This window comes from Paenibacillus pseudetheri (genome assembly GCF_924513355.1).
Lineage (GTDB): Bacteria > Bacillota > Bacilli > Paenibacillales > Paenibacillaceae > Paenibacillus_AQ > Paenibacillus_AQ pseudetheri.
In genome coordinates, this window is record NZ_CAKMAB010000008.1 from 90871 (window position 1) to 116145 (window position 25275).

The window sequence follows — 25275 nt, forward strand, 5'->3', positions numbered from 1 at the left end:
TCCCCGCTCCTATGCGGTAATGAATAGATTTATAATTTCACAGCATGTCCGCCGTCAAAAAAGTACAGCCAAATCTCGCTGATCGGTTCTCCCAAAATATCATGTAATGCCTTGCTGTATAACTCTAGCTGAAAACGATATTTTTCCTTAAGCGCTTCTAACCCACCCTGATGTTCTAAAACAGAGTCCGTCTTATAGTCTAGCAGAATGATCCGGTCTTCTTCACGGAACAGGCAGTCAATCACCCCTTGGATCAGCACAGCTTCACTAAAGCCTTCATTATTATTCTCAGGGCTTAGCTCTGAGACGGCTTTATTCATATAATCAAGCCCTCGATAAGCTTCCCCTGCGGAAACCATATAACTGAACGGCATTTCTCTAAGCTTCCAAGTAGAATCTATTAATCTACGACCAAGTTCATTCGTATAAAAAGCCTCGATCTGCTCGGGAGCCACTGCCTCCACCTGCTCAGCAGTTAGAATAGCCACTCTCTGCAGGCGGGCTAATGTTTCTTCCACAACTTTAGGATCAACTGAACCCTCCAGCGGAATATGCTGCATAACCGTATGATAAGCTGTCCCGCGCTCCGCTGGGGTTAGGCTGCGCTTTTCCATAAATTTCGGACGCCGCAAATGAAGACTGTCTGCTCCTGCTACATTTGGACGTTTATGGTTTTCTGTTGATTTAACAGGATAGCTGCCTTCCTCTAGGAGATCATAAGAAGGCTGGTCCTGCATCGACAATAAAGCTTTTAACTCCGTAACGGAGGTTTTGGCAGGAATACCAGAAACAGCCGCATACGGATAAGGCCATTCTAGTCTTCTAGCAATTTCTTCGCTATTCTCTGATCCATAGACACTTACAGATTCACCTTTTTGCAGCGCCTTGAGGACAGATTGACGTTCTTCTGCTTTGTCCTCTGAGTTATCCGAAGGAAGGAACGCCCCGGAATTCAGTTCGGAAGCATTCTGCACACTGATGCTCCAGTTCGAGACATCGCTGTGCAGCACTGTCGAAACGGTACCTTCAGAACCGCCTAGCTTACGAAGAATAGCCGCCGCCGGATGCCGGATCAATGCCGGACCAACCCAATCCAGATAGCTGCGACCCCGGGCTAGTAAATGATCAGCAAGCAGTAGCTCATCACGATTCTGCACACTGCTCCAGCTGGCAATTTTCCGTGGTAAATCTCTTACGGTACCGACTAGAATCATCTTATCTCTCGGACGAGTCAAAGCTACATATAATACCCGCATTTCCTCAGCCAATAATTCAAGTCGTGTACGACGATTAATAGCCAAATAAGGAAGCGTAGGGTAGCTGACCCGTGTTTCCCGCTCCACAAAACGTGGTCCGAAGCCAAGCTCTTTGTGCATCAGGAAAGGAGAATGCAAATCCTGCCGGTTAAACTGCTTCGCCATACCCGCTATAAAAACAACAGGAAATTCCAAGCCTTTGGATTTATGGATGGTCATAATTCTGACCCCATTCCCCTCTTCACCGCCACCACCAGCTACACCCAGATCTCCTCCATTCTCACGAAGCCGTGAAATGAATACCAGAAAACGGAACAACCCACGCGCCGCAGTATCATTCTCAAATTGAACAGCCCGATCATACAAAGCCTTAAGATTGTTCTGTCGCTGTGAGCCTCCAGGCAAGCCTCCAACCCATTCCAGATAACCGCTCTCACCATAAATACGCCAGATCAACTCACTGAGACTGCCTTGTCTAGCCGCATCTCTCCAGCTTTCAAGCCGTTCTAGAAAACTCTTAAGCTTATGCTTCAGCTTTAGGCTGATTTGCGGTAAAGCTTCACTTCCAGCTTCTACCTCATTAATGATTTCATCGTTATTATTATCTGAGGTAACTTTCTCTTCCGCCGCACTTGCTGTTTCTATCACATGAGCCGAGAAAAGATCGTATTCTTCCTCTGCTTCTTTTGTATCTTGTATGTTCGCTGCCACTTGTACAGCACGATAGAAAGAACCATGGCTGTACATCCGAACTGTAGCCAGTTCCTCTTCAGTTAGACCAACAACAGGTGAACGAAGCACACCAGCGAGTGGAATATCCTGCTGAGGATTATCGACTATTTTTAAGAGTGAGAGTGCAATTTCTACTTCTGTGGCTTCAAAATATCCTTTATTCAGATCTCCGTAAGCAGGGATTCCTTCCATACGAAGCTCTTCAATGATTAAAGGGGTCCATATTCTCGCCGAACGAAGCAAAATCACGATATCACCATAAATCACCGGGCGCATAATCTTAAGCCCCTTATCATAAATCAGCAGCGGAGATCCGCCATTCTGGCCAGTCATCTGTGATATACGCCGAGCTATCGCCCGTGCTTCCAGCTGCGCAGTCTCACTCTCAATGGCTTCACTTTCCTGAAGTGGAGTCTCACCGTCCTCAGCAGCCTCTTCTACTTTACCCGCTGCCGCTCCGCGATCGATTAACAATAGCTCTGGCGCAAAAAAAGTATCTGGCCCCTTCTCTGCTGCACCCGGGAAATTCGCACCATACACAAGCTCAGCACGTTCGTCATAATTAATCTCCGCCACCGTCTCGTTCATAATCTGCCGAAAAATCATATTTACGGCGTTCACAACCTCCATACGACTACGGAAATTACGGGCTAGATCGATAACCGAACCGCCGGACGTTTCATTAGGCTTCTCAGATAACTCGCCTAACTCGGATTCGCCTACTGTATTACTGCTACCCCCGGCATTCTTAGAGCCAAAGCTACGGTATTTATCCAGGAACAGCCCCGGCTCTGCCAGACGGAACCGATAAATACTTTGCTTCATATCTCCGACCATAAATCGGTTACCAGGTGTTTCGCGGGAGATAAGCCGCACAATCTCTTCTTGCACACTATTCGTATCCTGATATTCATCTAAAAGAACCTCATCGAATTGGGCACGGTACTCCATCGCTGCATCAGAAGGCAGGGAATGTCCCGGTAGTGAATCTGGATGCCGTAAAATTTGCAGACAATAATGCTCCAAATCACTAAAGTCGACGAGACCTCGTCCTGCTTTTTCGATTCGATAACGTTCACCGAACGCTATCACCGTCTCAGCAAGCTCTGCCATAAGAGGAGCCGCCTCGTTAAGTTCTCTCAAAAAAACATCTGCAGGACGGCCAAACAATGCCTTCTGAAGATCTAAAATACTCTTCTTCACACTGTCGCGCAGTTCTTTAACCATTTCCTGCAGTCCAGGATCTGTCGAATCCTTCTTACAAGCTTTCAGTTTTCCAAAGTATACTTCCATAAAAATATCATATAGTTCTGCCCAGGGCCGTTCATTCACAGCCTCCTGCAATGCATTTACCATTTCAAGATCAGCCGTCAAATTCTCGGCATAAGGTGCCGGACCACCCGGCTGAAGCGCAATCTCCCGGCCTTGGATAAGCTGACTGGCTGCACCCGCAAGGGTAAGCTTCGCTTCTTCAAGGATACTTAGCACCCACGGTGTTCGGCCCAGACTTTCTGTGTCTGGTAATGAGAAATCTGCTGCGGTATCACGAAGCCACTGCTCTGGCCAAGGATGGCTGCGGGCATAATCATGCAGTCGCTGTATGAGCGCATGTACCGCATCATCGCTGCGTTCACCACTGAACCAGTCAGCAAGCTGTACAAATACGCTATCCGCGCCATCTTCACCTACTTCACCGTATTTTTCCTCCAGTAGCTCTTGAAGCAGCTCCTGCCGCATCATCTCTGCTTCATGTTCGTTCAGGATACGGAAACCAGGATCTATAGGAATAATCTGATAGTAACGCCGGATCACTTCCAGACAGAAGGAGTGTAGTGTTGTAATCGAGGCTTTCCCGAGCAACGACAGCTGACGGCGTAAATGGTCATTCTCTCCATTCTCCTCCAGCTCCCGATCTAGTGCTTCCCTAATCCGCTGGCGCATCTCGGCAGCAGCAGCTTTGGTAAACGTAGCTACTAGCAATCTATCTACGCTAAAGCCATTCTCTTCCTTGCTGATTTTGCGAATAATCCGTTCTACAAGTACAGCTGTCTTACCGGAACCTGCCGCCGCGGCAACGAGGATATCATCACCGCTCTCAGCGATAGCGCGCCACTGGTCATCACTCCATATGCTTCCTTCCGGTTTCGCTTCTATTCCAGGCTTAATACTCATGGTGTAGTTCCTCCTTTACGGGACAGCAGATCCCAAATGACGTCCTTCCCTGGCTTACCCAGATTGTTGTAGCCATTGCCTTCCACGGCTTCATCAAACTGGCAGACGGGTCTAAAGGAACAGAAAGTGCAGGCTGTCTCTTGCCCAATCCGATAGGGCTCAATTGCTACATCACCTTCCGTAATACGAGTCCCGATATCCGAGATCGTTCCCCGAACGGAAGACAATAAGTGCCCCCATTGCTCTGGTGTAGCTACAGACGCACTGCTATAAAAGCTGCCATCAGCCTTTACTGCTACAGGCACGATAGAAGAATACCCTTTGTCTAAAGTCGTATCCATCAGGGATACCACCTCGCGGTCTGCTGTAAGCAGTCCTTTCATCTTGAAGCGTTTCAGCAATTCTTGTTCTGCCTGTTCCTTGTTCATCCCGTTAGATGAGGTTAACAGTGGGTCATGTACGTGGAAATATAGTGTCCCTGCTGGAAGCGCCGGTTGCCCGAGCCATTGCTCCGAGTATGTAAGCAGCACATCCAGATAGGTCAGCATCTGTAGCGATAATCCATAATACACTTCATGTAGTTTAAGATCTTTTTGAGACGATTTATAATCAATTACTCGCAGAAGAATTCCATTCTCTCCACGGGCCATGTCTACACGGTCGATCCGTCCAACAACCTCCATCACACAGCCATTCGGCAGCGTAATTCTTAAAGGAGGCAACTCCTTATCCGGTCCAAAATCCAGCTCCAGCCCTACCGGCTCAAAGCTACCTCGGCGGGCATGCTCGCCCAGAATTACAGAAGCACGTCCAACAATGTTTTTTAGCTTGCGTGAAATGTATCCGTACCGTTTAGAGCTCATCAGAATTTCACCCTGCAGCATCGGCGATAGTCGTTCAACCGTCTCACTTGCCTCACGCCGACACTCCTCTGGAGACAAGCTTCCCCAGCCGCGGCCCTCTTCTTTCAGTCTTACCGCCATGTCACTTAACGCAGCATGGAACAGTTGTCCAATATCAGGTGCTTGCAGCTTATATAGTTGGCGTTCCTTCAGTCTAAGTCCATAAGATGCAAAATGGGAGAAGGAGCAAGCAACAAACTTCTCCATTCGGGAAACACTGCCTCGCAGTGTCGATCCACCGTACAATCTGAGGCTTGTTCCACGCTTTAGCTTCATTCCCACGTTACGATAGAACAATGAACTGAGCAGACGTTTCAATTCGAGACTACGAATATCATCAGCAGCGAACCAGTTATACACATCCCACCATAATTCAGGTATCTCCGTCCCCTGACGCCACTGGCGTAGCTGCATAATCAATGCATGAAGACTCTGTTCTGGATGACCAATGTAACCGAGGTGAATGGAATCTCTGACTTCTTCTGGTAGTCCTGCAGGGGGAAGTGCTGCCAAGTTATGCTCATGAACCCTTGGGAACATTCTATGCAAATGACGGATTACCTCAGAGGGAAGAAGCGCCTTGCCCTCATCATCAGCAGTGGTGTAGCTAATCCAGAGCTTTCGACTTCCTGTCGTTAGCGCATTATAGATCAAAAACCGCTCGTCCAGCAGTTTACGAGAAGCACCAGGAGCAAGCTCCATACCGGCGTTCTCAAGCACGGAGCGTTCGCCTTCCGAGAGAATTCCATCTTCCTTAAACTGCGCAGGCACAACACCTTCATTAAATCCAAGCAAAAAAGCGTATTTAACTCCCGTTGGTCGAGTCCGATCCATGTTACCAACCAGTACTTGATCTAGCGCTGGAGGAACAAGGCCCATCTTAAGCTCAGCAAGTCCTGTTTCTAGGACTCCAGTGAACACATCAAATTCAAGTCTTTCGTTGCCCATCATTTCGACGATCTGATCTAGCAGATCAAGCACTGCACCCCACAGCTGACTATGTTCTCTAGCCTTCTCGGGTTGCCCCTTCTCCATAGCTTCAACGCTAAGTTTCTCCAGCTTTCGAGCTACATCCGTTTCATCTAGCAGCTTGTACACTGCGGTAGAAAGTTCAAGACCGCTTCTGCTCTTCTGTATCCGTTTCTCAAAAGCAAATAGAGGATCCGTTATGCTACCACGGCATCGCTCCATCGTAGCAAGCAGGTCTTCATCCATCTGTCTGCCGCCTTCCAGCGACAAGCTAGGAATCCCTTTCCATGAACGGCCATCCGTCCAGCGATACCCCTGAATCCCGCAAGCCAGCACATAATTCTCTAAGGCATCCATATCCTCACGCGTAATACTACCATCCAGCGGTCTCAAAAGATCCGTCTTTACGCAGCGAAATACATCCTCGTAGCGCCAACGTCGACGCACCACATCCAGTGCTGAACGTACAAACTCCACCAATGGATGGTGTAGCTCATTTACCTTCTGGTCCAGAAAAAAAGGCACTCCGTAATCTTTGAACAACGGTTTAATCAGTTGCTCGTAATCTCCAATATTACGCATCAATACAGCCATTTGGCCATATTTTGCACCTTCATCCCGTGCCAGCCTGATCATTTCACGGAGTGCTCCCTCAACCTCTGCTCTGTGAGAAACTGCCGCGCCTATAGATATCGCTTCATTTGCCAGTTCATCTGTACCCATCCAGATCTTTCGGCGGTCATATCCCCTTTCGAGATGAGCAAGAACAGGACTTTCTTCAAAACGCGGAAGAACCGCTGGCTCCAGAAGCTCGTCCCACACATCGATGCCTAGCTCTTCGGCTATTCCACGCAGTTTAATGTAAGTAACCGCAGTTGGGTGAAATAATTCAAGCTCATTCAACTGATCTCCATAGGGATAGGAGCGATCAAGTGTAAGTGAGATGGTTAGCTTCGACGCTTGCTGCATTAATTCTCGAAGCACTACGAATTCCTGCGGAGTAAAGCCGTGGAACCCATCTACCCAAATCTCCGCCCCGCGAATGTAAGAGGAATCAGGAATATGCTCAGCTAGTTCCGCTAAACGATCCTCTTCGTCGATATAGAGGCGTGACATTTCCTTCTCTAAATCGCTGAATACCAGCTGTAAATCATCCAGCTTGCCTTCAAGAATAGGACTTCTTGCAATAGCGCCTCGCATTGCGGATAACTGCTCCTCTAAATCAGAGGAAGCCAAACAGCAACGCTTCATCTCCGTATGCAGTTGATTGAGCCGTTCCACAAAACCCGGTCTGTCTGCAGAGGCACCGAACAATTTCAGTTCCTCTTTGCGACGACGGATGATTTTGTAAATCAACATCTTTTTACCTTCTTCACTGATAGGCAGACTAGCACTACCACCAGTTTCCTGTTTCACTCGATAGGCAAGCCGAGAAAAGCTTAGTGTCTGCGCCCGAATACTTCCCTTCACATTCCCTACGGTCAGAAGCCCCCTTTCTGCTCCAAAGGAACCTTGTTCCGGTACAAGAATAATGATTGGCGCGCCAAGAGGCTCCTTCTCTAATGAAGAAGAGATAGACTCCCATATTTTTGTTGTCTTGCCGCTGCCCGAGCGGCCTAGTAAAAAGGTTACCGACATAAATGATAGACTCCTTCCGTAGCGGAGAAAATGTATAAGATATAAGGTGAAATATTCACCGTTTGATGATTTTCAATTGAAAAAGTTCAGTCGTTCCTCGTCCCCTCAGTATAGCATAACTAGACAAATCAGAACATGCGTTTGCTAGTATTTTCCAATGATTTACAATAAGAATCTTGTGAATCCCGAATCCAACACTTTTCAGAACGTAGCAAAAAATCCGTAAAAAGAGGCCTCGATCGAAGACTCCTTTTACGGATCAAAATCCATTACCTATATGAACAGTCAGCTTATTTCTTACTCCGCACTTCAAAAATCGCAAACTTCAGATAGTGTCCTTCGTTAACGCCTAGAATCTGCGGATGGTCTTTGCCTGCGGCACGCCATTCCACAAGTCTCAATACTTTACCTGCATCTTTAGCTGCGTCGGCAATCGTTTCGAGGAACAGATCCGGCTGCATGTGGTAAGAACAACTTGCTGTAACCAAATATCCGCCTTCGTTCACCAGTTTCATACCGTGTAGATTGATATCCTTGTAACCACGGCAAGCACCTGCTACTGCACTTTTAGTTTTCGCAAACGCTGGAGGGTCCAGGATAACTACATCCCAAGTTTTACCTCCACCTGCTGTCATTGGCTTGGAGGTATCCGTTTTGGCTGTTTTGCCTCCGGATTTAGCATTTGTAGACGCTACTGTTGATTCCGTTCCGCTTGCAATCGTCGCCCGCTCCGAACGTTCCTCCAGACCTTTTACCTGATTGCGCAGGTAGGCAAAAGCATCATCCACTACAAATTCCACTCGATCACTAAAGCCATTCAGCTCCACATTGACTTTGGCACTCTCTATGGCATGAGCGGAAACGTCAAGGCAGGTTACTTTTTTCGCACCATACTTGCAAGCATGCAGAGTGAAGCTGCCTGTGTGCGAGAAACATTCCAGCACTGTAGCACCATCCCAATAAGGGAAGGTTACGTGTTTACCACTCTTGTTTACCGGCAAAGTTTGTAACGAGCCATCTTCTGCTTCGATTTCTTGCAGCGTAATGCCACTTCGTCCACCCCAGCCCTTCATGAGTGGGGCAATGGATGCTCTATTCTCACGCTGATCAAAGAAGTAGCCTGTCTTCTGGCCCTCTTCGATATCTACTACCAGCTTCAGGCCATTCTCACTTACGGTAACATGCCGTGGGCATTCCCCATACAGCACGCCTGTAGTCTGCTCCATTCCTTCCAGTTCGCGCACGCTAACATCACTGCGTTCATAAATACCACGCGGTGCCATAACCTGTACAAGTGCTTCAACGATCTCTGCACGGCGCTTGTCCATTCCAAGTGTAAGGAGCTGCACAACCAGAATATCCCCGAATCGATCCACAATAAGCCCTGGCAAAAAGTCCGCCTCTCCATAAACCAAACGGTAAGCATCTGCCCCAGGAAGGAAACGTTCTCTATGCTGTAGACAATTCGTAAACCGTTCTGCGAAAAAAGCGGTGTCCATGATAGCCAACGGTCCCTGTGATACAATTCTTACCCGAATCTGCGATGCTGGGTTGTAATATCCTACAGCCAGAAACCGACCTTGATGGTTAAGGACATCAACTAATCCCCCAGCCTCTGGGTTTCCTTCTACTGATGCAACTTCACCTGCGTAGACCCATGGATGGCCCTGTTCCAGTCTTTTTTTACGATTACGTTCTAAAATAACCGATGCCAATGACTTCAACTCCCTGTTTCTCTAAAAATGATTTTATACATGTCCTACTCGTTACTTTCATATATTGGTGTACAACCCTCGTCCAAAGGAGTATGCCCTATGTTCCGTGAACTGCTTTTCCCTATCATATATGGTCTTATTATCTTTCTGGCTGGCATGAAGCTAATGGAAACAGCTTTGTCCAAGCTCGCAGGCCCTCTGATGACTAGAAGCCTTAATAAGGCTACCTCTACGCCACTCAAAGGAATGATTGCCAGTAGCTTGCTGTCGGCCCTGCTTCAGAGTAGCACGGCTGTAACCGTGTTGACGATCGGTATGGTGAATGCCGGCCTGCTCACCTATGCTCGTACACTAGGCATTATCTTAGGTAGCAACATCGGCACTACTTTGACCACAGAACTGATCGGACTTCAGATCAATTCCATGGCCTCCCCATTGCTGGCTGCCTCGCTGAGTCTGTGGGCAGCTGCGGTTATAGCAGGCGAGTTACCACATACGTCACGGGCGGCAGCACTGTGCCGGAAAATATCGGAGCCGCTGCAATTCATCAGCCTGGCTGTATCAGGATTCGCCCTAGTCTTATGGGGAATCGCAGTCATGCAATCCATCGGCGGAACTCTTCAAGAGAGTGGCCTATTCCTCTGGTTCCTGAATCATGCCGCCACAAGTGCCCTATGGGGACTCGCCGCAGGTGCCTGCTTAACTGCCCTGTTACATAGCAGCGCAGCAGTTATAGCCATGGCCATGGGTATTGCTGCCTCGGGTGCCATGCCGCCAGAGCTCGGCATAGCCATCGTGCTCGGTGCTAATGTCGGTACCTGCTTCACGGCAGTCATTGCTTCCATCGGCGGCTCATCTTCTGGCGTCTTCGTCGCTTGGTCGCATGTTGCGCTCAATGTAGGCGGTGCGCTACTGTTCCTACCTCTAATCGGGCCGCTACAAGCAACTGCTGCATGGATTGGCGGAGGAGCCGCCTCACAAATCGCCCATGCACAGACTATTTTTAATGTAGTATGCTCGCTAATTGCACTACCATTATGTTACCTGCCTGTTTGGTCAAGACTGGAGAAACGTCTTCAATCGTAACGATATACTGTAATGCCTGAACCCAAACTTTCCACAACTGTACTATTATACTTCAATCGAAAATATTATAAAACCGCGAACCATCGTAAAAAGTGATTACTGTCGAAGATATTGCGATCAGAGCGAATAAGATCAAAGCAATATAGTCCTTTCTTGAGAACGGACGACTGCTGTACCATGTTCGTTTTCTCTTAGTTCCGAAGCCACGTAACTCCATAGCCGTACTAATATTCTCAATTCGCTCAATGCTAGTCAGAATCAAGGGCATTAGAATCGAAATGATATTTTTAAGCCGCTTAGGCAACTTTTCTTTTCGGGAGATGTCTATTCCCCGTGCCTGAGCAGAGAACGATATATTCTCATAATCTCTTTGGATATCCGGAATGTACCGCAGCGCAAGCGATACAGAATATGCAATTTTATAATTCACACCAATCCGGTTTAAAGACGCTGCGAATTCACTTGGATTTGTCGTTAGAAGGAACAACAGTGCCATGGGAATGACTACTGCATACTTAAGGGCAATATTTAATTGATAGAATAGCTGCTCATATGTAACGGTATACCGACCTACAAGATGAACAATATCATGACGTGAACCATAAACCTTTACACCTTCCAAAGGAGAAAAAATAAAGATAGCTATATGATTAAGCACAAAGAAGATCAGGATAAAATATAGTACGAAAGCATAATCCTGAAATTGAACTTTAGAAACTCTAAAGGCAATCAAACTAAATAATAACATCACTATTAGACATCTTGTATCATATGTAATCATCCCAGTCACAGACCAAACTACAAATAGAATCAACTTAGTGGCGCCTGTAAGACGGTGAATAGGTGAATCTTGCTTCGTAAAAGTTAACATTGTGGCCTTCATCCGCCCCGGCTCCTCCTATCGTATGCAATAAATCTTCTTACGAACTCTTCAGGCTGATCCAATTGGGCCTTCATAGCCAATGTAAATAGTGAGGTCTCCTTCAAATTAGCATTCCTTACTACTTCTATATTGGTTAATACTCGCTCAGGGCTATCATCAGCAAGCTTCACGCCATCAGACAACACTACAGCTCTATCGGCATACTCCAGCATAAGATGCATGTCATGCGTAATCATAATGACCGTCATCCCCTGTTCCCGAAGCGTCAAAAGAAATTCCATCATTTCGTTGTAGTGTCTATAATCCTGAGCTGCAGTCGGCTCATCTAATATGATTACTTCCGGCTCCAGGATCATAATAGAAGCAATAGTCACACGTTTCTTCTGACCATAGCTGAGCGCAGAGATGGGCCAGCTACGAAAAACGTATAGACCGCATATTTTCAAAACATGATGCACTCGCTCACGAATATCCTCCTCAGATCCCCCCCGTAATTTAAGGCCTAGTGCAACCTCATCATATAAAAGCGTCTTAGAAATCATATGATTAGGATTCTGCATCACGAAACCGATCCGCTCTGCCCGCTCCTTAATCGTATCCTTTGCAATGTCTCTTCCGTTCATCAGAATCGATCCGGAGGTCGGCTTATAAAATCCACAGATGAGCTTAGATACCGTGGATTTCCCTGCCCCGTTTCGACCGGCTATACAGACCATTTCTCCTTTATGAATAAGGAGGTTAAGCTTATGAAGCACTGGTCGATTCTTTTCGTAACCGAATGAAATATCTCGTAACTCCAGGATAGGTAGATTCACGATCTTATCCTGCCGCGCTTTATTGTCATCATACCAGTACTCAAGCTTACTGGAGCAGGAGTCCAGCAGAATTTCATCTATATGCTGTGGATTCATATCTGATGTAATCGTACATCCTGCATACTTTAAAGCTGTTAAATAGAGAGGTTCCCGAATACCTACTTCTGAAAGTAAGCTAGTACTTAACAGCTCAGCTGCTGGCATATCCGCCGCAATGCGTCCATCATGGATCACAATAATGCGGTCCACCGCACGATGAAGTACTTCCTCGAGTCTGTGCTCGATAATAATAACCGTTTTACCGGTCTCTTTTTGCACTCGATCAATAAGCTCTATCGCTTTTGTACCGGTATAAGGATCTAAGTTTGCCAAAGGCTCATCAAACAACAGGATGTCCACATCACCAACTAGAACACCAGCTAAGGTCGTTTTCTGCTTCTGGCCGCCTGACAATTCCTGAGGTGACGCTCCCAAATATTCGTGGATATCCACGGCTGTTGCCGCAGCCACTACCTTTTCTATCATTTCGGCCTGTTGAACCGTGTGATTCTCCAGACTGAAGGCGATATCCTCTCCAACCGTTAATCCAACAAATTGTCCGTCCGGGTCCTGCAATACAATCCCTACCTGATCCGACAATGCTGCAATACTAAGTTCTTTCTGCTCCAGACCCATAATTCGCAATGACCCAGACATTTCACCTTTATAGGCAAAAGGGATGAGTCCGTTTATACAATGAGCCAATGTACTTTTTCCAGAACCAGAGGGTCCCACGATAAGTACCTTCTCCCCTTCGGCAATCGTTAAGTTGATGTCTGCGAGTGTAGGTTCCTGCTGTGCCCGATATTGAAAACTGAAATCCTTAAATTCAATCACTGCTTTTTTCATCTTTGACCTTCCTCTTAGCTTCGTTTGAAGAATTCCACTTCCATTATATGTTTTATAGTCATGAAAAAGCCGGTGATCTCCACCGGCTTTTGGTTTGGATTATATGCTACTCAGGCTTCTCTGGTCAAGCTGCCTTGCTTCGTTCTTGTCTTAGCATATGCAATTGCGAGTAGTGAACCAATCACTGCCACAGTGACTATATTGGATGCTCCGGCGATAAGTCCTTGTGTCAATACTTTATTCGCTGGTTCCGCATAGATTAGAATATCCAGTACAGGTGCTACTAAGAACCAGGCGATTGCGTTCGCTACAATCTGGGCCAGATTAAAACGAATCAATTCCTTTCGTCCGAACTCCCCATCATGAATCCCAATCCTAGCCACAAGCAGACCAACAACGAGCCCAACAATGCCAGAAGCGATCACCCAACTGAACCAAGGGGAACCATAAAAAATCGCATCCTTCAGTGTATGTCCGATCAGGCCAATGAGTAATCCGGCAAACGGACCGTATAACAATGCGAACAATGCCAGTAAAGCGTATGTAGTCTCAATGTTAGTGTTTGGAATTCCGGATGGAATCGAACCGAACCTGCCCAAAATAACGAATAAAGCAGAACCGATACCAATCGCAACAATCGTCTTAATCGATAACACCTTTTGTTTTGCCATGTTTTAATCTCCCCCAGTGCATCTTTTTCATTTTATGTTATTATACATCGGAATAGTCGGAATTAATATAGAATATAATAAAAAAAATCTGCAAAGCAACATTAATGTTGGCTTTGCAGACCCAGACCACTTATAGATTCATTATATGATATGTTCTATCTATTTCACAGTAACAGTTACCGTCACTGTCTTGGTGCCAATCTTTCCTTTAATGGATGCCGTGCCTTTGCTCACAGCTACAATCTGACCGCTAGCAGATACTCTAGCTACAGCAGGCTTAGAACTAGTCCATGCCGCACTTCCAGTAACAACAGCTGTCTTCCCCGTATCATACTGCGCAATCACAACTGCGTTCTGAACAGCTCCCGGAGCCATCTTCAGTCTATTCTCATTAACAGTCAACTTCATTAGCTTAGGAACTACATTAATTTTGACACTTGCAGCGAGCCCTTGGTAAGAACCTGATAACGTCGCAGTTCCTTCTGTTATGGCTTTAACAGATGTACTTTTAACCGTGGCAACTGCCTCATTCGAGGACTCCCAATTCATGCTGCTGGAGATATTTCCTGTCTTACCATTAGAGTAGTAAGCCGTTACCTTTATGGATTTAGAGCCTTTAATATTCAATTCAATCGCATTCGGTTCTACAACAATCTTATTAACCTTCTGTTCAATAGTAACCGGAATACTGATGGTCTTATTAGCGTAGGTTCCCTTTAAAGTGGCAGAACCCTTCACCAATCCTTTGATTACCTTGCCGGAGGATGTTGTCTTGATAATGGCATTCGTACCGGTAATCTCCCATTCCATAGTACCTGTAGCATCGAGTTCATTCCCATTTTCCATTACAGCTTTAACTTCAGGAACAGCCTTCTCTTCACCAGTAACAATCACAACGTTTTCCTCTGGTCCGAGCAAAATATGAACCTTATCTTTAACTGTAACACTCACTACAACACTTTTTTCACGAATTGCTGCTTTAGAGGAGGTAGGGTTCTCTGATTTTATTTTGCCGACAATATTAACAGTACCCGCCATTTCAGCAACGAGCTTGCCATCTTTGATGATGGCGATCTCATCGTTGGCAGAAGTCCACTCGATTTCTTGACTGAGATCCAGCTTCGTTCCATCTAGTTTAGTTCCGTTTACCTTTGGCAAACTAACGGAATCCTCTGTGTACAAGTCCAGTTCCTTTTTATCAGCTTCCAACTCAGTAATCGTTGGATATACAGTTACCTTAAAACTCTTACTAACGCCCATATGTTCTGCTTTAACAGTCGAAGTTCCCACTGCTTTTGCAGTGACTGCTGCAGCATCACTTCCTGCAGTAACCGTCACCGCGAGCTGATTGTCCGAACTCCATACTGCACTACCCGATACATTCGGAGTGGAATTCGCAGCATCTCGAACCTCTGCTTTAACGTTCAAACTCTCACCCATAAACAGGAATTGATCGCCTGATGGGGCTAGGAGTAACGCTTCATAAGGAGCACGTACATATACATCTACAGTTTGTGTAATCCCCAGATAAGCTACTGTAATTACAGATTTTCCTGCGGATAGTACTTTGATCTCTCCCTTGTCAACCGTAGCAACACTTGTATTGGAAGAAGACCATTCCGCTTTGGCGGAAATATCATTTGCGGTTGTCTTTGTAGTCTCTTTGGTAAACGCAGCTACTTTCACTGGATTATCGCCAACGAGCATTTCAATTTCCTTAATTACCGTACCCTTATCATTTTTAAGCTCAATTCCCGAATAAGGCAATTTCACTACTGCTTTAAAGGTTGCTGTTAAGTCCTTGTATTTGGCAGTAATGGTTGAGGTACCTTCACCTGCCAGTGTGATCTTACCTTCTGCAATCGTCAATACGCTTGTGTTGGAGCTGCTCCAAGTGGTATCAGCTGTAACATTCTTAGCAGAAGTCGCGGTTTCGCCACCAATCGCATTGGCTTTAACCAGCAATTTATCCTCTTCGTCACCCAATTTATAGTTCCCTTCGGAGCTATATTCGAGCTTCAATTCTTTGATCGGATGTGTTACCTCTACTTCAATAGTAGCGAGCGCATTATTATAAGTAGCTGTAATAATAGCTTTTCCGCTATCTATTGGAGTCAATAAGCCATTTACTACTTTCACAGCGTTAGTGTTAGAAGAATTCCATACCACTGCACCAGTCACATCTCTTTTGGAGGAGGACCCTTCCACATTCGCATATACCTTCAGTTGCTTTGGCGTTTGTCCAACCGTAAGCTGCACTTTGGCTGAGCTTTCGAATTCGATCGAGTTAATGTCGCCGGCAGCTGCAAAGACACTTACCGGAAAAACCGCAGTAGCTAACAATATCATGATGAGGAGCATTTTCGTCATTTTCCTGTACACAGTCATTTGTTCTCTCCCTTGGGCTATAATGTCGTTTGGTGGTTTATCCCCACACTCTTTTACTTATATCGACAATTGTACACCAAGTGTTTACCTTATATCTCCATAAAGCCAAATTCAGGACTTTCAGACTAGATAATCAGGTGAAGGGTTGATCAATATATTAGGAAGTAATATGCTAGCTACTACATTCTTTAATGAACCAAGGGGGTTACGATGAGTACACAGAACATTCAACTAGATGCAATCCCTTCTCCAAAGCAGGAAGATAGCTTCCTTAAAGGGGTAAAAGATTGTATTCCCACACTACTTGGTTATTTAAGCATTGGACTTGCAGCAGGTGTTGTTCAAAAGACAGCCGGGCTGAGCATTGCTGAGATTGCCTTGATAAGTCTGATGCTTTATGCCGGTTCTGCACAGTTTATAGCTGCTGGAATGATAGCAGTAAGCAGCTCGCCTGTTGCTATTATCGTTACGATATTTATCGTGAATCTTCGGCACATTTTGCTTAGTGCAGCTCTTTCACCTTATTTCCGGCATCTTACCCCACTACGAAATATGCTGGTTGGAACCTTATTGACAGATGAGACCTTTGGGGTTGCTATAAATCAAACGGTGAATAAGCAACAAATCAGTGAAAAATGGATGCATGGCCTCAATATCACTGCTTATTTAAATTGGTTTATTGCGAATATAGCGGGAGCTTTTTTGGCACAGTGGATTTCTGATCCAGATCAATTCGGTCTACAGTTTGCTTTACCTGCCATGTTCATTGGCATCCTTGTTATTTCCATGATTGATCGTAATAAAATAAAACTCGATTTGGTTGTCGCAATCCTAGCAGTAATCATTGCTGTAGCTAGCTCCTTCGTATTCTCCGGTAGTGTAGGTGTCATTATTGCAACGCTCATTGCGTCAACAGTAGGGATGGTGCTTGAAAAATGGAAGTGAGATGGGAAGTATTTTTAATTATTCTAGGGGCGGCTTTGGTAACCTTCATTCCAAGGGTGGTTCCATTAATGATTCTAAGCCGATTCGAACTGCCTGAATGGGGAATGCGCTGGTTAAATTATGTTCCTATCTCTGTTATGGCGGCACTAATAGGTCAGGAGATCCTCTTAAATGATGGAAAATTCTCGCCTATAGCTAATAATGTTGAGCTTTTTGCGGCAATTCCTACTTTTTGGATCGCGATAAAGACCCGTAGTCTGCTGGGAACTGTACTTACGGGGATTGTTTCGATCATGATATTACGTTTGTTTTTTTAAAAGACGGATTGAAATATGAAGTGCGACACCTAGAAAAACAAAAAGATCCATGCTGCTTTCATGTACATTGGAGTCACTACAATACAATTCTGTACAAGAGAACCCAACATGAGCTACTCCCATCTCAACATAATTAAAACCAGTAAACTAGAAACACTGCATCGATTAGATTGAGCATGCCGGAAGATTAAGCGTAGTGCGGAGACTTTCAGCGAACAGAAGATGCCGGACCGAAAACCTCACTCGAAGGAAGTTGCCTTCGGGATTTTGACTAGTCAGTAACCTTACAGTAAATTCCAATCGGCGAAAACTGATCGAATTAAATAATTTATTTGTTACGCGAATCTGGTAGCCGTTCACGACATATAGGTCTATTTTGTGGATCCTAATTCTTTTTGACAACGAAACTCTATCGAGAACACAAATGGTCTACTCCGGGAATTCAAACCAAAAAGACATAACTTCACTTTCGTTACCTATGAGCAACTCGCCGAAGCAATAAGGATTTTCCTTTTTACTATGTATTGCTGTCACATAGGTATAGTGCAAGTTCGCCAGCGTATATTCATGAAACAGCTATTATCATGGTTTGAATTATTGGTAGCTCCAAATTTATACTCCAGATAAAATTAAAAAAATATATCTCTATGATTTATATACAGCCAAAATGGTAGCCGAGAACCAAAAAACGGTTGCTTTAGCAACCGTTTTGGTCTCTCCCTAAAAGTACGTCAAAGTCCACACAAGAACTTTTTGATATTATTGAATTACTTTTATAATATTTGTTTCTTCTTTTTTAATCAATTCATCCATTAATTTCAATTTAGATATTTCGTCTTATTCGATCTGTAATAACATTTCAGAATTCGTTTTTTGAACAATAGAACCATTACCCATAACGATTAAGTATTCACGACGCCAAAAGAACTATAATTCCTTCTAATTCAATCCAATTCAGAGTTGAACCCAGGCACATTTGCAGAATTGTCTGCCAAACATACTTCTTCAAAATGGTCTCGTTCTGAGTTAAGAAGCCAGCTCCGAAGCATTATCCTCTATAAATGAAGTTATACTAATTTATTTCATTCAACTCTCACTATCAATTTTATCAATTAAATATCTTAAACATAGATATCCAATACCCACATAGGTAAGAAATGGGGTGACTGCTACCCTAAATGAAGATCCAAATAATCCTGCAGTGATACAACCTGAACATAATAAATAAAAAGAAATTCTTGCTTTTGCTTGTTTTATAGTGATTTTATCTTTCGAGATGTGATACATAAAATAAAGTACTGTAAACAAAGACATTGATAAAAATAGTAAATTATAAAATATTACTTGCCAATCAAAATTCACTCCAATAATGAATTGGGAAGCTACCATCATTAATCCACTCATCGTGAAGGTAAGAAAAAATGTAAATATTGTTAGTCCATAAAGATATGAGGAATGACTAAACATGCTGAGAAAACCACTTACTTCATCATTACTTTTTCGAATAAATTTTGGTGGCTTAATCCAATATGATTTGAAAGTGATTAAGAACAAAGTAAAAAAAATCAAAACACCAAATATTCCAGCAAACTTCTCAATAAAAAACTCATTATCTCCGATAAAAGTGTAAAGTAAAATCATGATCCCAATTATTATGTAAAAAGCGTCTCCAATTCTTGTCGGAGCAAACCTCCCTTTGTGTAAAAACCAATGGTGATAAAAAAATAATTTATCAAATAAGTTACTAAAAGTTTGTTTCAAGCTCTTTTCCTCAATTCAATATTTTTACGTGTAACTGTCTGAAATTCAAGAACCTAAGAGATTAAAGGAGCAGCGCTGGATCCAAGACTTAACTTCACTGAGTGCTCTCTTTATCTAATTTCTTAATACCTCTATGATCCTATAACTGCCTGGTATAATGCATTTACTTAATAAGCAATCCAAGTAATAGAAATATAGTGGCAAGGACTATATCCTTAATGATTGATTTATAATCCCTAGATAAATAGATCTTTAGTGAATTTATAAAGCCTTTATTACTTTTAATTCTTATAGTAGGAACAAAAGCTTGATAAATAAAAAAACTAAATAAGACTGGAAATCCAGTTGCTATTATTAAATCAAAGAATAAAGAAGAACTAAATGAAAAATCTCCTTCAATAATGTTACCGGTTGGCACAATACCAGAGAACATACTCAAAAATAAAACCACTCCAAAGAGAATGCTTACTCCATTAATAAAATTTCTCCTAGTTGGATTTTTATATTTTCTTAATTCTTCATTTATTTTACTTTGAGTCTCTCGAATTTTTTCTATACTGTTAGAGGATAAACTAATAGTTGCATTATTTTTAATTAGGTTTAAAGAGGTATAAGTAAAATCAATTATTGTTTCGTTGGATTGGATAGACATTGTGATATTATAAATACTTTTTGCTGAATTCATCTCATCTAATAATTTACTGAATTCTGAAGTTGAATATGTATATTCTTGATTTTCAAAAGAAGCATTTAGGTCAGTTGAATTACCATTTCCAAGAAAATCAATAAAATCTATAAACTCTTTTAGTGAAGCAAATTCCTGATGCTTTATTCTCAATTTGGATTGATAAGAAAAATCACTATTCATGTTTTTAGTCCTTTCGATAATTCCCTCTAACATTCCTATATTCACGACACTTATCCCTTAAGCCCAAAAAAACAGGAGTGATGCGGTTAGGTCGTTCGTAATTATCAGTCCAATTGCTCTCCTCTGAAATACCTCAGTCGAAAAAATAGGCCAGATGATCGTCGCAGGAATTGGATGTTATTAGTAGTAATTATTTTTCTTGATATTCATAGAATTATCTCATTATGTTCTTTACTACCTTGTAAAGGACATAAAATAGATTGGCTACTCTAATTGTCCCTCCTTGATATCCGACTGCAACTTCCTTTTTCTCAGTTTTGATCTGACCGATTGTAATATGAAGTGCGACACCTAGAAAAACAAAAAGGTACATGCTATTTTCGGGTGAAATGGAAGTCACCACAAAATCATTTTGTACAGGAGATCCTAACATGAGCTACTCCAATCTTATCATAATTAAACGAGGGTAACTAGAAACGCTGCATAGATTAGATTGGTCCACCGGAAGATTGGGTGTCAGCTAGGCTTCGGCTCTCAACCATTTCAAGAGAACTGATCGTGGCTGCAATCCGAACGTAGCTTATAGCGCACGGATTACCCAGCAACTGCATCACGAGCGTAGAGCTAGACCAAAGCTAATAGACACCTGTTCACTTGCTCATTGGCACCCGATCAGAGAACGGAAGACACGCCAGTACGTGTAGCATTGAAGATGCCGGACCGAACAGTTCACACGATGGAGGTTGCTTACGGGGTCGTAGCTACTCAGTACCCTTACCGTTACAAACGGCGACAGACCAAGATAAAGAATTTGCTTGCTATGCGGACCAGAAGAGCATTCATGACATGAAAGTCTATTTTCAGATCCTTATTCCTCCTGGTAACGAGGCTCCACCAAGAACGCAAATGGGCTGCTCCGAGAGTGCATATTTCTTTTCCGCTATTAATGATCAACTCGCCGAAGCAATCCGTATAACAGCCACCCTCGCAAATCCCTCGAATAGAAGTCTTCTAAGGAAGCCTCATGAAAGAACTATCGCACTTAACTTGATAATTCGTCAAAAAAAAGAGTCATCCCAGAGCCATGAACTGGCTATTTGGGACACCCCCTTTTAAAAAAACGTGTATTCTTGTCTCATCGGACAGCCTGCTTAAGACCACTCTGACTAACCCCGACCAATTGGCCTCGGCATTCGTTCACACCAGCTTCGGTGATCTTCACCTCACAAAGCTCTCCTTGAAGTGAATCCTCTCCATCAAAGAAGACCTGCAAATAGTTGTCGCTGAATCCATGCTGGATATTGCGGCCCGGAGCTCCTTTAGCGGATCTTTCTGGAATCACACTAAGCGTCTGTCCTACAAACTTACGGGCATATGCTAATTGCATTTCTTCGGATAGATCAATCAGTTCCTGCACGCGTACATTTTTGATCTCCTCATCGATCTGATTCTCCATCCGCGCTGCAGGAGTACCTGTCCGCTTGGAATACGGGAATACATGCATCTCCGAGTAATTCACAGCCTTCATGAAATCGTAACCGGCACGGAACATCTCATCGGTCTCACCCGGGAATCCAACGATAACGTCAGTGGTAATCCCGACATCTGGCATCGCCTGGCGGATCAATTGCATTTTTGCGTAATACTCTTCTGTCGTATATTTACGGCGCATCGCTTTCAGCACATCATTATGACCGGCTTGTAACGGAATATGCAAATGACGGCACATTTTGGAGGAACGGTTCAGCACCTCAAGCAGCTTCTCATCAATCTGACTAGCTTCGATAGAACTGATACGAACCCGTTCCAGACCATCTACCTTATCTAGATCCCACAGTAAATCGGAAAGACGGTAATTATCAAGATCATCACCGTAACCTCCGGTATGAATACCCGTAAGTACAAACTCCTTATACCCTGCTTCTACCAATTGATGCGCTTGAGCTACGATGCTTTTGGGATCACGGCTGCGAGAAAGTCCACGCGACCATGGAATGATGCAGAAGGTGCAGAAGTTGTTACAACCATCCTGAATCTTCATAAAAGCACGCGTCCGATCTGCAAAGCCTGGCACATCCATCTCTTCGAACTCACGTGTCTTCATAATATTACGCACAGCATTGACCGGCTGACGTGAGGCTTCAATATTTTTCACATGTGTCATGATCTGATCGCGGTCCTGGTTACCGATAACAAGGTCAACTCCAGGAATATCTAGAATCTCCCCAGGAGAGGTTTGTGCGTAGCAGCCTGTTACGGCCACGATGGCCTCTGGATTACGGCGCACGGCACGTCGGATCATTTGACGGCTTTTTTTGTCACCTGTGTTAGTTACTGTACAAGTATTAATTAGATATACATCGGCGGGACCCTCGAAATCAACCTGCTCGTAACCTTCATTTTTAAATAGCTGCCAAATGGCTTCGGTATCATAGAAATTCACTTTACAACCTAAAGTATAAAACGCTACGGATGGCATCTCTTAAGCTCCTCCCATTTCTCCAGATTCATATAATATACAAGCAGCGGCAACCATGCCCGCTGTCTCACAGCGCAGAATTCGCCGTCCTAGTCCTACGGATACTGCCCCGGCTTCTTCTGCCTTGAGGCATTCCTCCGGAGTAAAACCTCCTTCAGGACCTACCACAACCATAACTTTCCCGCCAGACTTCGGTGAAAGCGATGCTAACCATGGAGCGACGCTGCTTCGAAGCTGTAAGCCTTCCTCTTTTTCATAGCAGAAATAAACAGCATCATATTCACTAAAAGTCTGCAAAAGCTGCTTCCAGGACAACGGTGATCCTACAGATGGAACGATGTTCCGATGTGCCTGTTCGGCAGCTTCCTTACAAATTTTACGCCAGCGATCCAGTCGTTTGCTTTCTTTACGCTCGTCGTATTGCACTATTGTACGCTCTGACAGAAAAGGAACAAAGCCTACAGCACCAATCTCTGTACACTTCTGAATGACAGTTTCCATCTTATCAGCTTTAGGCAAGCTCTGAGCTACTGTAATTTTAATTCGAGGTTCATGCGTCATCTCCAGGGACTCCAGAATGTTCACAGTGACTTCCCCAATTTCAATCTGCGCAATCTCTACTAATGCCTCACGGGAAACACCATCGCTAACAATAAGCTTGTCCCCTGCCTTACCACGCATCACTTTAGCAATATGACGGGCGTCTTCCCCATCAATTCTCACGGTATCCGCACCAAACTGCTCCGGTGTAACGAAATATCGCTGCATCTCATCATCATCCTGTTCATAAATTCAGTAACAAATATAAACGCCTTCAGCGTCCCTATAAGGACGGTAAGCGTTTAATCGAGAAATATAAATCATAAAGTATAGAGTGAAACTTATACTTTCTTATATTTGAAGAAACGGCTTAGCCGCCCTATAAGGACGTCACCCGTTTCTTCAAGAAATATAAGGTTCGGTCAGACGAAAACTAACTATCAAATTTTGATCAAATTACATAATACAATGTTTGACAAAGGTTGAACAGACTTCATCCTTACCTTAGCTACCAAAAATTCTTAGAGACAGCTGTACAAATGTTCTCGACATTTCACTAGCCCAGCCTGCGAGCGGATCAATCGTATACGTCCGTAGCCCAGGAATAAACAGAATCAATAAAAAGAGGAATACAGCCCATTGTTCAAATTGCTGTAATTTGCCGCGGATCGAACGTGGGGCGATATCTTCCACAATCCGATAGCCATCCAGTGGCGGCAGCGGAATAAGATTGAACAGAAACAGGAAGAAGTTCCATTGAATGAAGGTGCCAAAGAATAAGTATACAGCCTCGAGCATGCGATCATTCGAGATATTATCTAGAACTCCAGTTGCCGCAAGTGCACCGTATATTATAGCACCAATAATTCCTAAGAGCAGGTTACTGATTGGTCCCGCAGCCGACACGATGACTCCCATGAGACGAGGACGACTAAAGTTATCGCGGTTTACCGGAACCGGACGTGCCCAACCGAAGCCAGCAACTAGCAGCAGCAAAATACCAAAGAAATCGAAATGAACAGCAGGGTTAAGTGTCATGCGGCCAAGTAATCTTGCTGTTGGGTCACCGAACTTATTCGCGAAATAAGCATGACTGAATTCATGTACTGTAAAAGCAATTAAAATTGTAATGAGCAGGAAAGGAAGCTGATCTAAATCTACTCGAATTATATTTTGTAATATATCCATCTTTACCTCTTTCCGGCTGTAAACGCCACCCAATCTTCCTCACGGGATATTTCAATAATCTCAAAACCAGACGCTTTCAGCGCGTTCGCCACAAGTCCTTCTTTATCTTTATATATACCTGAGGTAATGTAGAGGCCTCCAGGCTGAAGCGCGCGGTATACATCATCCGTAAACAATACGATGATTTCCGCCAAAATATTCGCAACCACAATTTGTACAGGCAATGTCACGCCAAGACTGCCTTCTTGATCTTGCTTAGCAGGAACGGCTCCTTCTAGTGAGTGACCAGGTCTAGCGGATGGCCACATCTCTCCAGCCGCTGTATCAGCTACGCCTTCCCCGCCCAGCAGCGATAGAAGATCACTCTCTTTTACCGTTATGGACGATTCAAGCTTGTTAAGGGCTACATTCTCCCGTGCACTTTCCACAGCCACCGGATCTAGATCTAAGGCCAATACGGATTTTGCACCTAGCAGCATCGCACCTACAGCCAGAATTCCTGAACCGGTGCCGACATCGATAACTTCTTCACCGCCGCTAATATTCTTTTCAAGTGCACGTAGGCACAGAGCTGTTGTAGGGTGAGTCCCAGTACCAAATGCCATGCCAGGATCGATCTCAATGATGGCTTCATCCGGACTCTCAGGCGTATATTCCTCCCAGGTTGGTTTAATGGTAAGACGTTTGGATACGCGTAGCGGTTTGAAATATTGCTTCCAAGCATGCGCCCATTCGTCTTCATCCACAGTCTTCCAAGAAATCAACGCTTTGCCTGGATCAATCCCGTACTCATGCAATTCGGCTACCCGTGGAGTCAATTCTTCTATAACAGCATCCATATCTGTGGAATCGGCATAATAACCCTTTATGACCGCTTCCCCTTCAGGAATATCATTCAAAGGTTGGTCGTACAATTCACCGTAACGTGTATCCCGTTCTTTATTCAGTGTACCGGATTCCTCGATAGAAACCCCACCTGCACCAGCTTCATATAAAAAATTCGAAATCATTTCCTGAGCTTCTTCTGTTGTATGTATCGTCACTTCATGCCATAACATCTTT

Annotated in this window: 16 protein-coding genes and 1 pseudogene; 4 read left to right on the forward strand and 13 right to left on the reverse strand. The window is 44.2% G+C overall.

Annotation, left to right across the window (positions count from 1 at the left end):
* Positions 1–29 precede the first annotated feature (29 nt).
* The 3 genes from addA to L1028_RS09720 all read right to left on the reverse strand — a co-directional run bounded on the left by addA (position 30) and on the right by L1028_RS09720 (position 9384).
* On the reverse strand, positions 30–4160 hold the full coding sequence (addA, locus tag L1028_RS09710) for a helicase-exonuclease AddAB subunit AddA (protein ID WP_234533296.1): 4131 nt from the start codon (positions 4158–4160) through the stop codon (positions 30–32).
* Entirely contained in the window at positions 4157–7669 is a 3513-nt protein-coding gene (gene addB / locus L1028_RS09715; protein ID WP_234533298.1) for a helicase-exonuclease AddAB subunit AddB, read from the reverse strand. Before addB ends, addA begins: the two co-directional genes overlap by 4 nt.
* A 290-nt stretch (positions 7670–7959) precedes the next feature.
* Positions 7960–9384, reverse strand: a complete 1425-nt coding sequence (locus L1028_RS09720; RefSeq protein WP_234533300.1) for a class I SAM-dependent rRNA methyltransferase — start codon at positions 9382–9384, stop codon at positions 7960–7962.
* A gap of 99 nt (positions 9385–9483) precedes the next feature.
* Here L1028_RS09720 and L1028_RS09725 point away from each other — a divergent pair, with 99 nt between their 5' ends.
* Positions 9484–10470 carry a Na/Pi cotransporter family protein gene (locus L1028_RS09725; RefSeq protein ID WP_234533302.1) on the forward strand — a complete coding sequence of 329 codons (987 nt, stop codon included), beginning with the start codon at positions 9484–9486 and terminating at the stop codon, positions 10468–10470.
* Positions 10471–10522: 52 nt separating this feature from the next.
* Here L1028_RS09725 and L1028_RS09730 read toward each other — a convergent pair whose 3' ends face one another.
* From L1028_RS09730 to L1028_RS09745, 4 genes are all read right to left on the reverse strand, one after another.
* Positions 10523–11353: an energy-coupling factor transporter transmembrane component T family protein gene (locus tag L1028_RS09730; RefSeq protein ID WP_234533305.1), complete on the reverse strand. Its 831-nt coding sequence runs from the start codon at positions 11351–11353 to the stop codon at positions 10523–10525.
* A complete protein-coding gene (locus tag L1028_RS09735) occupies positions 11350–13056 on the reverse strand; it encodes an ABC transporter ATP-binding protein (protein ID WP_234533307.1) in 1707 nt (568 codons plus the stop codon). The genes L1028_RS09730 and L1028_RS09735 overlap by 4 nt, the downstream gene beginning before the upstream one ends.
* Positions 13057–13166: 110 nt before the next feature.
* Positions 13167–13727, reverse strand: coding sequence for an ECF-type riboflavin transporter substrate-binding protein (locus L1028_RS09740; protein ID WP_234533309.1), 561 nt, complete (start codon positions 13725–13727; stop codon positions 13167–13169).
* 159 nt (positions 13728–13886) lie between these two features.
* A complete protein-coding gene (locus L1028_RS09745) occupies positions 13887–16115 on the reverse strand; it encodes a hypothetical protein (RefSeq protein ID WP_234533311.1) in 2229 nt (742 codons plus the stop codon).
* A 210-nt stretch (positions 16116–16325) separates the two neighbouring features.
* On the opposite strand from L1028_RS09745, the gene L1028_RS09750 reads away from it, so the two are divergent.
* Together L1028_RS09750 and L1028_RS09755 are read left to right on the forward strand one after the other, a co-directional pair.
* Positions 16326–17060: an AzlC family ABC transporter permease gene (locus L1028_RS09750; RefSeq protein WP_234533313.1), complete on the forward strand. Its 735-nt coding sequence runs from the start codon at positions 16326–16328 to the stop codon at positions 17058–17060.
* Complete coding sequence (locus L1028_RS09755; RefSeq protein WP_234533315.1) at positions 17051–17377, forward strand: AzlD domain-containing protein; 327 nt, start codon at positions 17051–17053, stop codon at positions 17375–17377. The genes L1028_RS09750 and L1028_RS09755 overlap by 10 nt, the downstream gene beginning before the upstream one ends.
* 1086 nt (positions 17378–18463) lie before the next feature.
* On the opposite strand, the gene L1028_RS09760 is transcribed toward L1028_RS09755, so the two are convergent.
* Both L1028_RS09760 and L1028_RS09765 read right to left on the reverse strand, forming a co-directional pair.
* Complete coding sequence (locus tag L1028_RS09760) at positions 18464–19138, reverse strand: hypothetical protein (RefSeq protein WP_234533317.1); 675 nt, start codon at positions 19136–19138, stop codon at positions 18464–18466.
* Between the two features lie 163 nt (positions 19139–19301).
* A complete protein-coding gene (locus tag L1028_RS09765; RefSeq protein ID WP_234533319.1) occupies positions 19302–20051 on the reverse strand; it encodes a hypothetical protein in 750 nt (249 codons plus the stop codon).
* 632 nt (positions 20052–20683) lie between these two features.
* Between L1028_RS09765 and L1028_RS09770 the strand changes: the two are divergent.
* Positions 20684–20887: pseudogene (locus L1028_RS09770) on the forward strand (IS30 family transposase); the annotation flags it as partial.
* Between the two features lie 254 nt (positions 20888–21141).
* On the opposite strand, the gene mtaB reads toward L1028_RS09770, so the two are convergent.
* The 4 genes from mtaB to prmA form a co-directional block, all read right to left on the reverse strand.
* On the reverse strand, positions 21142–22485 hold the full coding sequence (gene mtaB, locus L1028_RS09775) for a tRNA (N(6)-L-threonylcarbamoyladenosine(37)-C(2))-methylthiotransferase MtaB (protein ID WP_234533323.1): 1344 nt from the start codon (positions 22483–22485) through the stop codon (positions 21142–21144).
* Between the two features lie 3 nt (positions 22486–22488).
* Positions 22489–23253, reverse strand: a complete 765-nt coding sequence (locus L1028_RS09780; RefSeq protein WP_234533325.1) for an RsmE family RNA methyltransferase — start codon at positions 23251–23253, stop codon at positions 22489–22491.
* Between the two features lie 276 nt (positions 23254–23529).
* Positions 23530–24213: a site-2 protease family protein gene (locus tag L1028_RS09785; RefSeq protein ID WP_042190984.1), complete on the reverse strand. Its 684-nt coding sequence runs from the start codon at positions 24211–24213 to the stop codon at positions 23530–23532.
* A 2-nt stretch (positions 24214–24215) separates the two neighbouring features.
* The gene (prmA, locus tag L1028_RS09790) at positions 24216–25271 is read right to left on the reverse strand and encodes a 50S ribosomal protein L11 methyltransferase (RefSeq protein WP_234533327.1); all 1056 of its coding nucleotides are present in this window, start codon (positions 25269–25271) and stop codon (positions 24216–24218) included.
* Positions 25272–25275: the final 4 nt, after the last annotated feature.

Bases quoted from the DNA above. Each gene is read 5' to 3' on its own strand.
- addA (WP_234533296.1), bottom strand. From the start codon at position 4,160: ATGAGTATTAAGCCTGGAATAGAAGCGAAACCGGAAGGAAGCATATGG.
- L1028_RS09740 (WP_234533309.1), bottom strand. From the start codon at position 13,727: ATGGCAAAACAAAAGGTGTTATCGATTAAGACGATTGTTGCGATTGGT.
- L1028_RS09780 (WP_234533325.1), bottom strand. From the start codon at position 23,253: ATGCAGCGATATTTCGTTACACCGGAGCAGTTTGGTGCGGATACCGTG.
- L1028_RS09725 (WP_234533302.1), top strand. From the start codon at position 9,484: ATGTTCCGTGAACTGCTTTTCCCTATCATATATGGTCTTATTATCTTT.
- L1028_RS09735 (WP_234533307.1), bottom strand. From the start codon at position 13,056: ATGAAAAAAGCAGTGATTGAATTTAAGGATTTCAGTTTTCAATATCGG.
- L1028_RS09755 (WP_234533315.1), top strand. From the start codon at position 17,051: ATGGAAGTGAGATGGGAAGTATTTTTAATTATTCTAGGGGCGGCTTTG.
- L1028_RS09730 (WP_234533305.1), bottom strand. From the start codon at position 11,353: ATGAAGGCCACAATGTTAACTTTTACGAAGCAAGATTCACCTATTCAC.
- L1028_RS09750 (WP_234533313.1), top strand. From the start codon at position 16,326: ATGAGTACACAGAACATTCAACTAGATGCAATCCCTTCTCCAAAGCAG.
- mtaB (WP_234533323.1), bottom strand. From the start codon at position 22,485: ATGCCATCCGTAGCGTTTTATACTTTAGGTTGTAAAGTGAATTTCTAT.
- addB (WP_234533298.1), bottom strand. From the start codon at position 7,669: ATGTCGGTAACCTTTTTACTAGGCCGCTCGGGCAGCGGCAAGACAACA.
- L1028_RS09785 (WP_042190984.1), bottom strand. From the start codon at position 24,213: ATGGATATATTACAAAATATAATTCGAGTAGATTTAGATCAGCTTCCT.
- prmA (WP_234533327.1), bottom strand. From the start codon at position 25,271: ATGTTATGGCATGAAGTGACGATACATACAACAGAAGAAGCTCAGGAA.
- L1028_RS09745 (WP_234533311.1), bottom strand. From the start codon at position 16,115: ATGACTGTGTACAGGAAAATGACGAAAATGCTCCTCATCATGATATTG.